The sequence below is a fragment of the Enterobacter sp. 302C9 genome, from assembly GCF_034106085.1.
Classification (GTDB): Bacteria; Pseudomonadota; Gammaproteobacteria; order Enterobacterales; family Enterobacteriaceae; genus Enterobacter; species Enterobacter asburiae_B.
Map to the genome: position 1 here is coordinate 71,387 of NZ_JAWNBW010000002.1, position 15,224 is coordinate 86,610.

Sequence of the window (15,224 nt, forward strand, 5' to 3'; positions counted from 1 at the left end):
CAAACAGATACCCGCCCGCTACCCAGCGGGCTTTTTTTTGAACAAAATATGAGAACAACAACATGCAAACAGCCAAACCTCATCTCGAACTGCTGACCTGCGAGGCGGCCTATCGCCACAACCCGACCGCGCTGTTTCATCAGGTGTGCGGGGCACGTCCGGCAACGCTGCTGCTGGAATCGGCGGATATCGACAGCAAGGACGATCTCAAAAGCCTGCTGCTGGTCGATAGCGCGCTGCGCATTACCGCTTTAGGTGACACTGTCACCATCAAGGCATTATCAGACAATGGCGCATCGCTGCTGCCGCTGCTGGATGCCGCCCTGCCTTCAGGCATTGAAAACGAACATCATCCAGAAATGCGCATTCTGCATTTCCCGCCGGTGAGCCAGCTGCTGGACGAAGACGCGCGCCTCTGCTCCCTGTCCGTTTTCGATGCCTTCCGCCTGCTGCAGAATCTGGTCACCGTGCCGCAAGACGAGCGTGAAGCGATGTTCTTCGGCGGGCTGTTTGCTTACGACCTGGTTGCCGGTTTTGAAGATTTGCCGGAAACCGAGCAGGGTAATCGCTGCCCGGATTATTGCTTCTATCTGGCTGAAACGCTGCTGGTGATCGACCACCAGAAGCAATACACCCGCATCCAGGCAAGCCTGTTCACGCCGTCTGCCGCTGAGAAAAACCGTCTTGAGCACCGCATCGCTCAGCTGCAGCAGCAGATGACGGAAGCACCACCCGCGCTGCCGGTGCAGCGCGTGGAGAAAATGACCTGCGACGTTAACCAGACTGACGATCAGTACGGCGCCGTGGTTCGCCAGATGCAAAAAGCGATTCGCGCCGGGGAAATTTTCCAGGTCGTGCCGTCCCGTCGCTTCTCGCTGCCCTGCCCGTCGCCGCTCGCAGCCTACGACGTGCTGAAAAAGAGTAACCCAAGCCCTTACATGTTCTTCATGCAGGACAACGAATTCACGCTGTTCGGCGCCTCGCCGGAAAGCTCGCTGAAGTACGATGCCACCAGCCGTCAGATTGAGATCTACCCGATTGCCGGAACCCGTCCGCGCGGGCGTCGCGCCGATGGCTCGCTTGACCGCGATCTGGACAGCCGCATCGAACTCGAAATGCGTACCGACCACAAAGAACTCTCCGAGCACCTGATGCTGGTTGACCTGGCGCGTAACGATCTGGCACGCATTTGTACTCCCGGCAGCCGCTACGTGGCGGACCTGACCAAAGTCGACCGCTATTCGTTCGTGATGCACCTGGTCTCCCGCGTGGTTGGCGAGCTGCGCCACGATCTCGACGTACTGCACGCCTACCGCGCCTGTATGAACATGGGCACCCTCAGCGGCGCGCCGAAAGTGCGCGCCATGCAGCTGATTGCCGCCGCCGAAGGACGCCGTCGCGGCAGCTACGGCGGCGCGGTGGGTTACTTCACCGCGCACGGCGATCTCGACACCTGCATCGTAATCCGCTCCGCCTATGTCGAAGACGGTATCGCCACCGTCCAGGCGGGTGCGGGGATTGTTCTTGATTCTGTTCCGCAGTCTGAAGCTGACGAAACGCGCAGTAAAGCCCGTGCGGTCCTTCGCGCCATTGCTACCGCACACCATGCACAGGAGATTTTCTGATGGCTGACATTCTGCTGCTCGATAATATCGACTCCTTTACCTATAACCTGGCAGATCAGCTGCGTGCGAATGGCCACAACGTCGTTATCTACCGCAACCACGTTCCGGCCCAGACCCTGATTGACCGTCTGGCAACCATGCAAAACCCGGTGCTGATGCTCTCCCCGGGGCCAGGCGCACCGAGTGAAGCCGGCTGTATGCCGGAGCTGCTGACCCGCATGCGCGGAAAACTGCCGATCGTCGGCATCTGCCTCGGCCATCAGGCGATTGTTGAAGCCTATGGCGGCTACGTTGGCCAGGCGGGTGAGATCCTGCACGGTAAAGCGTCCAGCATTGAACATGACGGCCAGGCGATGTTTGCCGGCCTGCCGAACCCGCTCCCGGTCGCGCGCTATCACTCGCTGGTTGGCAGCAATATTCCCGCCGGGCTGACGATCAACGCCTCGTTTGAAGGCATGGTGATGGCGGTGCGCCACGATGCGGACCGCGTCTGCGGCCTGCAGTTCCACCCGGAATCGATCCTGACCTCCCACGGCGCCCGCCTGCTGGAGCAGACGCTCGACTGGGCGTTACAGAAGCTGGAGCAGACCAATACCCTGCAGCCGATTCTGGAAAAACTGTATCAGGCGCAGACCCTGAGCCAGCAGGAGAGCCATCAGCTCTTCTCCGCCGTGGTTCGCGGTGAGCTGAAGCCGGAACAGCTGGCAGCCGCGCTGGTGAGCATGAAGGTGCGCGGCGAAAGCCCGCAGGAGATCGCCGGTGCCGCTACGGCCCTGCTGGAAAATGCCGCCCCGTTCCCGCGCCCGGACTATCAGTTTGCAGATATCGTCGGTACCGGCGGTGACGGCAGTAACAGCATCAATATCTCCACCGCCAGCGCCTTCGTGGCTGCGGCGTGCGGTTTGAAGGTCGCGAAGCATGGTAACCGCAGCGTTTCCAGCCGGTCAGGTTCTTCCGATCTGCTCGCCGCATTCGGTATTAACCTCGATATGAACGCCGAGCGTTCCCGTGAAGCGCTGGATGACCTGGGCGTCTGCTTCCTGTTTGCGCCGAAGTATCACACCGGTTTCCGCCACGCAATGCCGGTTCGTCAGCAGCTTAAAACCCGCACGCTGTTTAACGTGCTCGGCCCGCTGATCAACCCGGCCCACCCGCCGCTGGCGCTGATTGGCGTTTACAGCCCTGAGCTGGTACTGCCGATTGCCGAGACGCTGCGCGTGCTGGGTTATCAGCGTGCCGCCGTGGTGCACAGCGGCGGTATGGATGAGGTTTCTCTTCATGCCCCGACGCTGGTGGCCGAACTGCGCGACGGCGAAATTCTGAGCTATCAGCTGGAGGCTGCCGACTTCGGCCTTGCGCCATACCATCAGGAAGCGCTGTCAGGCGGTACGCCGGAAGAAAACCGTGACATTCTCACGCGCTTATTACAAGGTAAAGGAGAGGTCGCCCATGAGGCCGCCGTTGCTGCCAACGTCGCCATGCTGATGCGTTTGCACGGTGAGGAAGACCTGAAGGCCAACGTTCAAAAAGTTCTGGATGTACTGCGCTCCGGTGCAGCTTACGATCGCGTTACCGCACTTGCGGCAAGAGGGTAAAGAATGCAGACCGTTTTAGCGAAAATCGTTGCCGATAAGGCCATCTGGGTGGAAGCCCGCAAGCAACAGCAGCCGCTTGCGAGTTTCCAGAATGACGTCGTCCCGAGCAGCCGTCGTTTCTATGACGCCCTGCGGGGTACGCGCACCGCGTTTATTCTTGAGTGCAAAAAAGCGTCCCCGTCCAAAGGCGTTATTCGTGACGATTTCGACCCGGCGCGTATTGCCGGCATTTATAAGCATCATGCTTCAGCCATCTCCGTGCTGACGGATGAGAAATATTTTCAGGGCAGCTTCGATTTTCTGCCGATCGTCAGCGGCATCGCGCCGCAGCCGATCCTGTGCAAAGACTTTATTATCGACCCGTATCAGATCTGGCTGGCGCGTTTTTACCAGGCCGACGCCTGCCTGCTGATGCTCTCAGTGCTCGACGACGAGCAGTATCGCCAGCTTTCCGCCGTGGCGCACAGCCTGAACATGGGCGTGCTGACCGAAGTGAGCAACGAAGAGGAGCTGGAGCGCGCGATTGCGCTGGAAGCCAAAGTGGTCGGCATTAACAACCGCGATCTGCGCGACCTGTCCATTGACCTTAACCGTACGCGTCAGCTGGCGCCGCGTCTGGGGTCTGGCGTCACGGTGATCAGCGAATCCGGCATTAACAGCTACGCCCAGGTGCGCGAGCTGAGCCACTTCGCCAACGGTTTCCTGATTGGCTCCGCCATGATGGAACATGACGATCTCAACGCGGCCGTGCGTCGCGTGCTGCTGGGTGAAAATAAAGTCTGCGGCTTAACCCGCGAACAGGATGCCCAGGCCGCGTATGAAGCCGGGGCGATTTACGGCGGGCTGATCTTTGTCGATTCCTCTCCACGCGCGGTCAGCGAAGAGCAGGCGCGTAAGATCATCGCAGCGGCTCCGCTTAGCTACGTGGGCGTTTTCCGCAATGCAGATATTGCAGACGTTGCGGCAAAAGCCGAGGCGTTATCCCTGAGCGCGGTGCAGCTCCACGGCGATGAAGACCAGAGCTACATCGATGCCCTGCGCGCCGCGCTGGCACCACAGGTGCAAATCTGGAAAGCGCAAAGCGTTGGCGATACGTTGCCCTCGCGTAACCTGAACCATGTGGATAAATACGTCCTCGATAACGGCCAGGGCGGTACCGGCCAGCGTTTTGACTGGTCGCTGCTGAACGCCGAAAAGCTGGACAACGTCCTGCTGGCGGGCGGATTAAGCCCGGATAACTGCGTAGAAGCCGCTAAAACCGGCTGCGCAGGCCTCGATTTCAATTCAGGCGTAGAGTCCCAACCGGGTATCAAAGATGCCAGCAAGCTGGCCTCGGTTTTTAAAACTCTGCGTGCATATTAAGGAAGAGAAGATGACGACATTACTTAACCCGTATTTTGGTGAGTTCGGCGGGATGTACGTCCCGCAAATCCTGATGCCCGCGCTGCGCCAGCTGGAAGAAGCGTTTGTCAGCGCGCAGAAAGATCCGGCGTTTCAGGCGGAATTTACCGACCTGCTGAAAAATTACGCCGGTCGTCCGACCGCGCTGACCAAATGCCGCAACCTGACGGAAGGCACCAAAACTACGCTGTATCTGAAGCGTGAAGACCTGCTGCACGGCGGCGCGCATAAAACTAACCAGGTGCTGGGCCAGGCGCTGCTCGCGAAGCGTATGGGCAAAACCGAAATCATCGCCGAAACCGGTGCGGGTCAGCACGGCGTGGCCTCTGCGCTTGCCAGCGCCCTGCTCGGCCTGAAATGCCGCATCTATATGGGAGCGAAAGACGTTGAGCGTCAGTCTCCGAACGTCTTCCGTATGCGTCTGATGGGAGCGGAAGTGATCCCGGTGCACAGCGGCTCCGCGACGCTGAAGGATGCCTGTAACGAAGCGCTTCGCGACTGGTCTGGCAGCTATGAAACCTCGCACTATATGCTCGGTACCGCGGCGGGCCCGCACCCGTTCCCGACTATCGTGCGCGAATTCCAGCGCATGATCGGTGAAGAGACCAAAGCGCAGATCCTCGATAAAGAGGGTCGCCTGCCGGATGCGGTGATCGCCTGCGTTGGCGGCGGGTCTAACGCCATCGGCATGTTCGCAGACTTTATCGACGACGCCAGCGTCGGTCTGATTGGCGTCGAGCCTGCCGGTCACGGCATTGAATCGGGTGAACACGGCGCGCCGCTGAAGCATGGCCGCGTGGGGATCTACTTCGGGATGAAATCCCCGATGATGCAAACCGATGAGGGTCAGATTGAAGAGTCTTACTCTATTTCTGCCGGCCTCGACTTCCCGTCCGTCGGGCCACAGCATGCGTTCCTGAACAGTACCGGCCGCGCGGACTATGTCTCCATTACCGATGACGAAGCGCTGGAAGCCTTTAAAACGCTGTGCCGCAGCGAAGGGATCATCCCGGCGCTGGAGTCTTCGCACGCCCTGGCGCACGCGCTGAAAATGATGAAAGAAAACCCGGAAAAAGAGCAGCTGCTGGTGGTGAACCTTTCCGGACGCGGTGACAAAGATATCTTCACCGTTCACGATATTCTGAAAGCACGAGGGGAAATCTGATGGAACGCTACGATAACGTATTTGCAGAGCTGAAATCCCGCCAGGAAGGCGCGTTCGTTCCCTTCGTCACCCTGGGCGATCCGGGTCCGGAACAGTCGCTGAAGATTATCGACACCCTGATTGAGGCCGGGGCCGACGCGCTGGAGCTGGGTATTCCGTTCTCCGATCCGCTGGCGGATGGCCCGACCATCCAGAATGCGACCCTGCGCGCATTCGCCTCCGGCGTGACGCCGACCCAGTGCTTCGAGATGCTGGCGGCGATTCGCCAGAAGCACCCGACCATTCCGATCGGCCTGCTGATGTACGCCAACCTGGTGTTCAACCGCGGTATCGATGAGTTTTACGCCGAGTGCGCACGCGTGGGCGTCGACTCCGTTCTGGTGGCAGACGTGCCGGTCGAGGAATCTGCGCCATTCCGTCAGGCGGCCATGCGCCATAACGTCGCCCCGATTTTCATCTGCCCGCCGAACGCCGATGACGCCCTGCTGCGCCAGATTGCCTCTTACGGACGCGGCTATACCTACCTGCTCTCCCGCGCGGGCGTGACCGGTGCCGAGAATAAAGCCGCACTGCCGCTGCATCATCTGGTGGAGAAGCTGGCCGAGTACCATGCCGCGCCTCCGCTGCAGGGGTTCGGGATTTCCTCCCCGGATCAGGTCAGCGCAGCGATTGACGCGAAGGCGGCAGGTGCCATCTCCGGCTCCGCAATTGTGAAGATCATCGAGAAGAACGTGGACAAGCCAGAGCAGATGCTGGCCGAGCTAAAAGCGTTTGTGACCGCAATGAAAGCGGCGACGCGTAAAGCATAACCTCTCTACCGTCTGGCTTCCTGCCAGACGGTTACCCTTCCTTCCCCACCTTCTACAACGGATTACCTCAAAATTGATCCCGTCGATATTTTCGGCGTGAATGGCTTTCCATTCTGGCGTGCAAGCGTATGATCTGGACTCTTTTTTATCTTTAATCCTTCTGAGTTCAGAGGCTTATTCATGTCATGGCACGCCTTCAAACAGACTTACCTGGTTAAGTTCTGGTCACCTGTCCCGGCCGTTATCGCGGCAGGCATTCTCTCTACCTACTATTTCGGCATCACCGGCACCTTCTGGGCCGTGACCGGCGAGTTCACCCGTTGGGGTGGTCAGTTGCTACAGCTCGCTGGCGTGCATGCCGAAGAGTGGGGGTACTTTAAACTCATTCATCTGGACGGCACGCCGCTTACCCGCATCGACGGGATGATGATCATCGGCATGTTCGGCGGCTGTTTCGCGGCGGCGCTGTGGGCAAACAACGTTAAGTTGCGGATGCCCAAAAGCCGTATTCGAATAATGCAGGCGGTGGTCGGCGGCATCATTGCCGGGTTTGGCGCCCGTCTGGCGATGGGCTGTAACCTGGCCGCTTTCTTTACGGGGATTCCTCAGTTTTCGCTTCACGCCTGGTTCTTTGCTGTCGCCACGGCCATCGGCTCTTACTTTGGCGCAAAATTCACCCTGCTGCCGCTGTTCCGCATTCCGGTGAAAATGACAAAAGTCAGCGCAGCGTCACCGTTAACCCAGAAGCCGGACCAGGCGCGTCGTCGTTTCCGCCTCGGTATGCTGGTCTTTATGGCTATGGTCGCCTGGGCGCTTTGCACTTCGATGAATCAGCCCAAACTCGGCCTGGCGATGCTGTTCGGCGTGGGTTTTGGCCTGCTCATTGAACGCGCGCAGATCTGCTTTACCTCCGCGTTTCGCGATATGTGGATCACCGGCCGGACGATGATGGCGAAGGCGATTATCGCCGGGATGGCGGTCAGCGCCATCGGTATCTTCAGCTATGTTCAGCTCGGCGTTGAACCGAAAATCATGTGGGCCGGTCCTAACGCGGTCATTGGCGGCCTGCTGTTCGGCTTCGGTATAGTGCTGGCTGGCGGGTGTGAAACCGGCTGGATGTACCGCGCCGTTGAAGGTCAGGTGCATTACTGGTGGGTGGGCCTGGGAAATGTTATCGGCTCGACGATCCTGGCGTACTTCTGGGACGATCTGTCCCCGGCGCTTGCCACGAGCTGGGACAAGGTCAACCTGCTGAGCACCTTCGGCCCTCTCGGCGGCCTGCTGGTCACCTATGCCCTGCTGCTGGTCGCTTTTTTACTGGTTATCGCGCAGGAGAAACGCTTCTTCCGTCGCGCGAGTGTTAAAACAGAAACCCAGGAGAATGCTGCATGAAAGAGATCGTGCCCGATTACCGTCTGGATATGGTTGGTGAACCCTGCCCTTATCCGGCTGTTGCCACGCTTGAAGCCCTACCGCAGCTCAAAAAAGGGGAAATTCTGGAAGTGGTCAGCGACTGCCCGCAGTCCATTAACAACATTCCGCTGGATGCGAAAAACCACGGCTACACGGTGCTGGATATCCAGCAGGATGGCCCGACCATTCGCTATTTGATTCAAAAATGATCGCCAGGGGCCTCGCGAGGGGCCTTTATCGCATTGAATTATAAGACATCTTGATCCACGGCAAAAACGCGATCTTTGACTTAAGTAAAATCTCACTTCCCTTTTGAAGGAGGTTTTCGCGGTTTGATGTATTTACGAGCTTTACTGGTTTTCGCCTTATTAATTCCCTTCCATGCGCTGTCCCTGAATTTCTCTTCTACCTTCCTGCGCCTTAATTGTCCGCAAAGAGGACTTATCGAGGTCATTCTGCACGTTTATGACCATACCCAGGAACGATGGCGCGGCCATTTTGAAACCGGCGCGGGACATAAACGTGCAGGTGATACCGAAATCATCCCGTTTGCCAACGGCGATATTCTCTTTCATTCCCTGTCCAGCGACGCTTTCAGCTATTTATATGATGGGGAAAATATCCTGAGGCACTGCGTAAAGCTTGATGAGCGGCCGGTTTATCCGTCGTTTTGAAGTGAGCAAAGCAAACTGGCCACCCTGTGGCCAGTTTGACGGGGGATTAGAAACGATAACCCGCAGAGAACATAAACACCCACGGATCCAGGCGAGTATTGATACTTTGCTGCTGACCGCCCGCCTTGAAGCGTACGTCCGTATCAATATCCATGTACCAGACCGAGGCGTTAATCAGCCAGTCGCGGTTAATCAGATAGTCCAGACCGACCTGCCCCGCCATACCCCATGAATCTTTCAGGCTGAGGTCAGTCAGACCGGCCTCTTTACCGGTATCGTTAAACTTCTCGTCAAAGAAGGTGGTGTAGTTCACACCGGCGCCAATATAAGGACGCACCTTGCTGCTGGCATCGCCAAAGTACCATTGCGCCATCAGCGTTGGCGGTAAATGGTGAACCGTAGCGATATCACCGGTTGCGCCCAGGCCCACGCGATGACGGAACGGCGTTGCAGCCAGAAGCTCAACACCAACGTTTTCCGTCGCCATATAGGTGAACGTTAACCCTAACTGGGTGTTATTACTGACGTTAAAACCGCCCATACCCAGCACGTTATCCGATCCTTCAGTCGGGCGAACCGTAGCCGAACCGGCACGAATAAAGAATTCGCCTGCTTCATGCGCATACGCGCCGCCAGAGAGACTGCTTAATACAAGGGCTGCCACCGCTAATTTTTTCATATCCGCTCCATCGTTGTGGTTTTAATCGCGGATGAGAATATACTCACAAATGAGTAATAAGTGATCTGCTACAGATCACATTAAAACCAGTAACTTAACATTCATTGATCTGGATTAATTTTTTGTTACGCGTCCAAAAGCGATAAGTTGTTTCCATGTCAATTTTTGGCATTTCACGGTTACAAAATTTTCCCTTTTTCCCCTCTTGCTCTTCCTCTGACGGCTGGATAATTTATCGCTCTCACAAGTTGATTTGATGCGTTCTTCTTTTGCAGGTGTGCCATGAGTGACATTAACCCGTGCATGACGTGCGGAGCCTGTTGTGCGTATTTTCGAGTCTCTTTCTACTGGGCCGAAGCCAGCGATGGCGGCGGTACCGTTCCGGTTCATCTTACTGAGCCGTTAACGCCCTTTCTGCGCTGCATGAGCGGCACAAACCAAAAGCAGGCCCGCTGCGTAGCGCTACAGGGTGAGCCAGGGGTCTCTACCCGATGTTCTATCTATGATGACCGGCCCAGCCCGTGCCGGGAATTTGCCATGTCGGGGGAAGATGGGCAGGTCAACGAAGCCTGCAATCGCGCCCGGGCGCGCGTTGGATTACCGCCGCTTTACAAAGATATGCTTTTCCATACAAGCCTTGATGCTGCCACAGCAGGTGCATCCGGTGTACAATTGCCGGCTAATTAACACCTGCAATACTCAAGGAGAGTGCATGTCTATCACGGCGAAGTCTGTCTACCGTGACACGGGAAACTTTTTCCGCAATCAGTTCATAACCTTTTTACTGATCGCGTTGCTATGTGCCTTTATCACGGTGGTGCTGGGCCATGCCTTCTCACCGAGTGAAGAACAGATTGCCAGCCTGAGCCAGGGCGACCATCTTGCCGGAAGCGTGGGGCTGTTTGAACTGGTGCAAAACATGACGCCGGAGCAGCAGCAAATTCTGCTGCGGGCGTCTGCCGCGTCCACGTTCTCGGGCCTGATCGGTAATGCGGTTCTGGCGGGCGGCGTTTTGCTGATGATTCAGCTGGTCTCGGCGGGTCACCGGGTCAGCGCCTTACGGGCGATTGGTGCGAGTGCGCCAGTCTTACCTAAGCTGTTTATTCTGATCTTTTTAACCACCATGCTGGTGCAAATGGGGATTATGCTGGTGGTGGTGCCGGGCGTATTACTGGCTATCGTGCTCTCATTTGCGCCTGTGATGGTGGTGCAGGATAAAATGGGGATTTTTACCGCGATGCGCAGCAGCATCAGACTGGCATGGGCTAATATGCGTCTGGTGGCTCCCGCCGTGATCGGCTGGCTGCTCGCCAAAACGCTCCTGCTGTTGTTTGCACCGAATTTTGCGGTATTAACGCCAAATGTTGGTGCGGTAGTGGCGAATACGCTGAGCAACCTGATTTCAGCGGTACTGCTGGTCTATCTGTTCCGCCTGTATATGTTAATTCGTCAGTAATCCTGAGGCGGGCGGCATCGCTGCCTCCCGCCCCGCTCAGAAGATGGAATCACAGAATGAAGCAGTTTCTTGATTTTTTACCGCTCGTGGTCTTTTTTGCTTTTTATAAGCTGTATGACATTTATGCCGCGACCACTGCGCTGATCGTTGCGACCGCTGTTGTACTCATCTACAGCTGGGTTCGCTATCGTAAAGTCGAAAAGATGGCGCTGATAACGTTCGTTCTGGTCGCCGTATTCGGCGGGCTGACTCTTTTCTTCCACAATGATGAATTTATTAAGTGGAAAGTGACCGTTATTTACGCGCTGTTTGCGGGCGCATTGTTAATTAGCCAGTGGGTCATGAAAAAGCCGCTGATCCAGCGCATGCTGGGCAAAGAGCTGACGCTACCTCAGGAAGTCTGGTCCCGTCTGAATATCGCCTGGGCGGTCTTCTTTATTCTCTGTGGTCTCGCCAACATCTATATCGCCTTCTGGCTGCCGCAGAATATCTGGGTCAACTTTAAGGTCTTCGGCCTGACCGCGATGACGCTTATCTTCACGCTGTTAAGCGGCGTATACATCTATCGCCACATGCCGCAGGACGACAAGCACTGATTAATGACTGACCAGAACGTCTACGACAGGCGTTCTGGTCTATTCTCTCCGCTGTGAAATCATAGTAGCATCCCGCCTGAAGTCTTCCGTTACGAGTTAAAACAATGACAACAACTAACGCCCCGCAGGGCGAACTGGTTTTACGCACACTGGCAATGCCCGCTGACACCAATGCCAATGGCGATATTTTTGGCGGCTGGCTGATGTCGCAGATGGATATGGGCGGCGCAATTCTGGCAAAAGAGATTGCCCACGGGCGCGTGGTGACTGTGCGAGTGGACGGCATGACCTTCCTGCGCCCGGTTGCGGTGGGAGACGTGGTTTGCTGCTACGCGCGCTGCGTCAAACGCGGCAACACCTCTATTTCAATCAACATCGAAGTATGGGTTAAGAAAGTCTCTTCTGAACCCATTGGACAGCGTTATAAGGCCACTGAAGCGCTGTTTATTTATGTTGCAGTGGATAGCGAGGGAAAACCTCGTCAACTTCCGCAGGCCTGATTGACAGGCAAAAAAAAGCCTCCATCAGGAGGCTTTTTTTATTCCATCTGCGCCCCGCCGTTCAGGCGGAAAACAATATTCACAATCAGTCCGCTGCCCGGTTTTCCGGCTTCATAGCGCCATCTGCGCATCGCCGATTTCACTTCGCGCTCAAACATATTGGAAGGCTGAGCGGACAAGATTTCCACGTTATCCACGCGGCCATCGGCAGTGACGTCAAATTTAACCCGTACGCGGCCTTCAATACGTAAGGCCTGCGCCCGCGCCGGATACTGAGGCTGGTTGCGACTCAGCGCGCGCGGGCCCGCAGGGGCACTGACTGTCGGCTTAGGCGCAGTTGCGGTGTTATTCATCACCGGACGCGAAGGCGCCGCATTCTCGACCGTCTGGGTCGCACGTGGTTCAACCGGACGTTCCTCGCGTTTCGGACGCTCCTCGACCTTCTTCACCGGTTTTGGCTTCGGCTTAGGTTTTGGCTTCGGTTCAGGCTTGTGGATCTCCACCGGCGCTTCCTTCGGTGGCGGCGGAACAGGCTCGGGCTCTGGCTCAGGTTCAGCCACCGGCTGCGGTGGCGGAGGTGCAGCCTGCGGCGGTTCGAGATCCGCTGGCGATACCATCGTCACCGAAATCGGCTGCGCGGGCGCGGGCATTTCAATAACCTGATGAACCGAGGTATACAGCAAACCCGCCACAACAGCACCGTGAATCACGACAGAAAGCAGCGTCGGCCAGGGGAAGCGGCGAGGTAAATCAAGGGTCATCGAAGTCATAATCATCAACGTTAAAAAACCGAACACTGATTTTAAATGCAAATAGCAATCATATTCAATAAGACACTTTGTTCTGGCGCAACTTTAGCGCATAAGAGGCCAAAAAAGGCGCATTCAGATCAGGGTATTAACATTGTTTTTATTTTACATTGCAGTCGTTTGCCCTTTCACATAACGTAACTGACACTTTTACCGGTTAAGGAGCTTCGCCGTGTTTTACGTGATTTACTCTGAAGATGTTGCTGATTCGCTCGAAAAACGCCAGTCTGTGCGCCCTGCGCATCTGGCACGTTTGCAGCTGCTCCAGGATGAAGGCCGTTTACTGACCGCCGGCCCAATGCCTGCAGTAGACAGCAACGATCCTGGCGCCGCCGGTTTTGCCGGTTCCACAGTGATTGCTGAGTTTGAATCTCAGGAAAGCGCTCAGGCATGGGCTGACGCAGATCCGTATGTTGCCGCAGGTGTATATGCGAAAGTGACGGTCAGACCGTACAAGAAAGTGTTCTGATACCAAAGCGGCTCCGAAAGGAGCCTTTTTTATAGTAGAGGTTACGCGTCTCTGCGCCGGGTAAACTGCTGCTCCGTTATAAGGGTTCCCCACTGATCGCCCTCCCACTCCTTGACGAGCGTAAATCCAAACGATTCGTATAAACGCCGTGCGGCGGTCAGCTTATTGAATGTCCATAGATGCACAGCAGAGAAACCAGCGCTGTCGCAAAAGCGCATCGCATCGGTCAGCAGTTTTTTCCCCACCCCGTGTCCCCGGCAGCCATCGTCGAGAATAAACCAGCGAAGATGCGCTTCACCCGGCACTAAATCCTCACCATCTATCGCCACTGACCCCACTATCCTGCCGTTCATCACCGCCAGCCAGATCTGGTTGCATGGCTTATCCAGGCGGTCACTAAATTCTGCAACTCCTGCGGCCACTTTAGCCTCAAAAAAACGGCCAAAATGATGCTCGCGCGCGTAATAGACCCCGTGCATCTCCGCGACACGGCCAATCATGCCGGGAATATATCCCTGCACTATCGTGAGCTCGTCGGGCAGCGTGTCGCTGCCTGTCTCACGGCACGCCAGCAGCGCGTTGGCATAAAGGGAAAGTCCCTGAGAAATGGTCTGCTGCTGCGCAGGAGCCAGACTCTTTATTGCTGAGACCACGCGCTCGTTGCTAAAGGTATTAATTTTACTGACCGTCTCATGACCTTTCGCGGTCAGCCTGAGACTCTTCGCTCTCGCATCTTCAGGTGAAGTCACTTCCTCGAGTTCGCCCGCGGCAATCAGGCGAGCCAGCATCCGGCTGACGCTGGATTTATCCAGGCCCAGCAGCTGCACCAGCTGACTCGCCGTCATCTCTTTGCGTAGGGCTATTTCGACCAGGGTATGGACGGCCGACGGTGAGTAATTCGTTGAGGCCAGGGTCGAGGCCATAAAACCTAACTCTCGCACCATCAGGCGCGAGGAACGTCGAATAACACTGACTACCGGGGTTTCGCTGTGCATGTTGTGCCCTCATCATTTAGTTGCACTATACAACTAAATAGTGAAGGGTTGTCAAACATAATAAAAAAGGCTCCCTCAGGAGCCTTTCAAACCATCAATGCAGCGACGCTAGCCTCGCCGCAAACCCGACAAACAGCAGCCCTATCAGCCCGTTCCCCAGCTTTGCCAGTTTCTTTTTCGTTTTCAGATAACGCGTGACAAACGCGCCGGAGAAGATCAGGAAGCTCATGTACATAAAGCTTATCAACTCCAGCGTCGTCGCGAGGATCAGGAAAGAAGTTCCGGTACTCTGCGCATTCACGTCAATGAACTGAACGAAGAACGATACGTAGAACAGAATCGCTTTGGGATTGGTCAGGCTTAACACCAGCGAACGTTTCATGATCATACTGGCCGGTTCGGGGCCGCTCTCATGGGCATTTTTCTGGCGGTTCACCACTGACCAGAGCATTTTGCCACCCAGCCAGAGCAGATAGAAAGCCCCGAGATAGCGCACGATATTAAACAGTACCGGCGTGGTCTGGATTAATGCCGCGACGCCCGCCCAGGCCAGAAACATCAGCACCGCATCGCCGATAAACACGCCCGTGGCGGCAAGATACCCTTTTTTAACGCCGTGACCGATCCCGGTTTTTAGCACAAACAGGGTATTCGGCCCTGGCACCAGCACGATAAAAAACGCGCCGACAACATACGTCCAGAAATTCAGTACGCCAAACTCCGCAAACACTTCTCCCTCCTTTTGCTAAACACAACAGGAATATCGCTGCAAATACGCTATTCCTAAAAAATCAGACGCTATAAAATCAGCGGGCACCCGTTACGGTGCCCTCATGGTTTCAGATATCCTGGACTGCGAACAGCAACGCATTGCGGTGCCTGGTCAATCCACATTTTCTGATGGCGTGAATACGCATATTGCGGCGGGATTGTGCTTCCAGCCAACGAGCCTTGCGACGACTCACCTGTCGCAACATGCGCCAGCGCCCTACTTCTGTTCTACTGCGCTTCATGTCTACAACTCTTTAACTTACAGAG

General features: G+C 56.1%; 18 protein-coding genes and 1 other annotated feature (1 of these 19 cut by a window edge). Of the genes, 12 read left to right on the forward strand and 6 right to left on the reverse strand.

The window, feature by feature from the left end; translation table 11 throughout:
• Positions 1 to 39: a sequence feature (Trp leader region), on the forward strand (it extends 55 nt beyond the left edge of the window).
• A gap of 23 nt (positions 40 to 62) precedes the next feature.
• From UR289_RS06090 to yedF, 7 genes are all read left to right on the forward strand, one after another.
• Positions 63 to 1,625, forward strand: a complete 1,563-nt coding sequence (locus UR289_RS06090) for an anthranilate synthase component 1 (protein ID WP_087822730.1) — start codon at positions 63 to 65, stop codon at positions 1,623 to 1,625.
• Positions 1,625 to 3,220, forward strand: a complete 1,596-nt coding sequence (trpD, locus tag UR289_RS06095; RefSeq protein ID WP_320709439.1) for a bifunctional anthranilate synthase glutamate amidotransferase component TrpG/anthranilate phosphoribosyltransferase TrpD — start codon at positions 1,625 to 1,627, stop codon at positions 3,218 to 3,220. The genes UR289_RS06090 and trpD overlap by 1 nt, the downstream gene beginning before the upstream one ends.
• Positions 3,221 to 3,223: 3 nt before the next feature.
• Positions 3,224 to 4,582, forward strand: coding sequence for a bifunctional indole-3-glycerol-phosphate synthase TrpC/phosphoribosylanthranilate isomerase TrpF (gene trpCF / locus UR289_RS06100; RefSeq protein WP_320709440.1), 1,359 nt, complete (start codon positions 3,224 to 3,226; stop codon positions 4,580 to 4,582).
• Between the two features lie 10 nt (positions 4,583 to 4,592).
• The gene (gene trpB / locus UR289_RS06105) at positions 4,593 to 5,786 is read left to right on the forward strand and encodes a tryptophan synthase subunit beta (protein WP_320709442.1); all 1,194 of its coding nucleotides are present in this window, start codon (positions 4,593 to 4,595) and stop codon (positions 5,784 to 5,786) included.
• Positions 5,786 to 6,595, forward strand: coding sequence for a tryptophan synthase subunit alpha (gene trpA / locus UR289_RS06110; protein WP_033145748.1), 810 nt, complete (start codon positions 5,786 to 5,788; stop codon positions 6,593 to 6,595). Before trpB ends, trpA begins: the two co-directional genes overlap by 1 nt.
• A gap of 180 nt (positions 6,596 to 6,775) precedes the next feature.
• The gene (yedE, locus tag UR289_RS06115) at positions 6,776 to 7,987 is read left to right on the forward strand and encodes a selenium metabolism membrane protein YedE/FdhT (protein ID WP_320709444.1); all 1,212 of its coding nucleotides are present in this window, start codon (positions 6,776 to 6,778) and stop codon (positions 7,985 to 7,987) included.
• Complete coding sequence (gene yedF / locus UR289_RS06120) at positions 7,984 to 8,217, forward strand: sulfurtransferase-like selenium metabolism protein YedF (RefSeq protein WP_003856774.1); 234 nt, start codon at positions 7,984 to 7,986, stop codon at positions 8,215 to 8,217. The genes yedE and yedF overlap by 4 nt, the downstream gene beginning before the upstream one ends.
• A 159-nt stretch (positions 8,218 to 8,376) precedes the next feature.
• Here the strand turns inward: yedF and UR289_RS06125 are convergent, their stop codons facing one another.
• Together UR289_RS06125 and ompW are read right to left on the reverse strand one after the other, a co-directional pair.
• A complete protein-coding gene (locus UR289_RS06125) occupies positions 8,377 to 8,583 on the reverse strand; it encodes a hypothetical protein (RefSeq protein ID WP_320709446.1) in 207 nt (68 codons plus the stop codon).
• 145 nt (positions 8,584 to 8,728) lie between these two features.
• On the reverse strand, positions 8,729 to 9,361 hold the full coding sequence (gene ompW, locus UR289_RS06130) for an outer membrane protein OmpW (RefSeq protein WP_023312086.1): 633 nt from the start codon (positions 9,359 to 9,361) through the stop codon (positions 8,729 to 8,731).
• Positions 9,362 to 9,643: 282 nt separating this feature from the next.
• Here ompW and UR289_RS06135 point away from each other — a divergent pair, with 282 nt between their 5' ends.
• From UR289_RS06135 to yciA, 4 genes are all read left to right on the forward strand, one after another.
• Positions 9,644 to 10,048, forward strand: a complete 405-nt coding sequence (locus UR289_RS06135; RefSeq protein WP_047651122.1) for a YkgJ family cysteine cluster protein — start codon at positions 9,644 to 9,646, stop codon at positions 10,046 to 10,048.
• A gap of 25 nt (positions 10,049 to 10,073) precedes the next feature.
• Positions 10,074 to 10,817: a YciC family protein gene (locus UR289_RS06140; RefSeq protein WP_032656704.1), complete on the forward strand. Its 744-nt coding sequence runs from the start codon at positions 10,074 to 10,076 to the stop codon at positions 10,815 to 10,817.
• Positions 10,818 to 10,873: 56 nt separating this feature from the next.
• A complete protein-coding gene (locus UR289_RS06145) occupies positions 10,874 to 11,413 on the forward strand; it encodes a septation protein A (protein ID WP_320709449.1) in 540 nt (179 codons plus the stop codon).
• Between the two features lie 104 nt (positions 11,414 to 11,517).
• The gene (gene yciA / locus UR289_RS06150; RefSeq protein WP_008502796.1) at positions 11,518 to 11,913 is read left to right on the forward strand and encodes an acyl-CoA thioester hydrolase YciA; all 396 of its coding nucleotides are present in this window, start codon (positions 11,518 to 11,520) and stop codon (positions 11,911 to 11,913) included.
• 38 nt (positions 11,914 to 11,951) lie between these two features.
• Here yciA and tonB read toward each other — a convergent pair whose 3' ends face one another.
• Entirely contained in the window at positions 11,952 to 12,674 is a 723-nt protein-coding gene (tonB, locus tag UR289_RS06155; RefSeq protein WP_320709664.1) for a TonB system transport protein TonB, read from the reverse strand.
• A gap of 220 nt (positions 12,675 to 12,894) precedes the next feature.
• Between tonB and UR289_RS06160 the strand changes: the two genes are divergently transcribed.
• A complete protein-coding gene (locus tag UR289_RS06160) occupies positions 12,895 to 13,191 on the forward strand; it encodes a YciI family protein (protein WP_023312090.1) in 297 nt (98 codons plus the stop codon).
• A 41-nt stretch (positions 13,192 to 13,232) separates the two neighbouring features.
• On the opposite strand, the gene UR289_RS06165 is transcribed toward UR289_RS06160, so the two are convergent.
• The 3 genes from UR289_RS06165 to UR289_RS06175 form a co-directional block, all read right to left on the reverse strand.
• On the reverse strand, positions 13,233 to 14,186 hold the full coding sequence (locus UR289_RS06165; RefSeq protein ID WP_320709450.1) for a helix-turn-helix domain-containing GNAT family N-acetyltransferase: 954 nt from the start codon (positions 14,184 to 14,186) through the stop codon (positions 13,233 to 13,235).
• A gap of 94 nt (positions 14,187 to 14,280) precedes the next feature.
• A complete protein-coding gene (gene leuE / locus UR289_RS06170; RefSeq protein WP_023312092.1) occupies positions 14,281 to 14,916 on the reverse strand; it encodes a leucine efflux protein LeuE in 636 nt (211 codons plus the stop codon).
• Between the two features lie 109 nt (positions 14,917 to 15,025).
• Positions 15,026 to 15,199, reverse strand: a complete 174-nt coding sequence (locus tag UR289_RS06175) for a YciY family protein (protein ID WP_086379783.1) — start codon at positions 15,197 to 15,199, stop codon at positions 15,026 to 15,028.
• Positions 15,200 to 15,224: the final 25 nt, after the last annotated feature.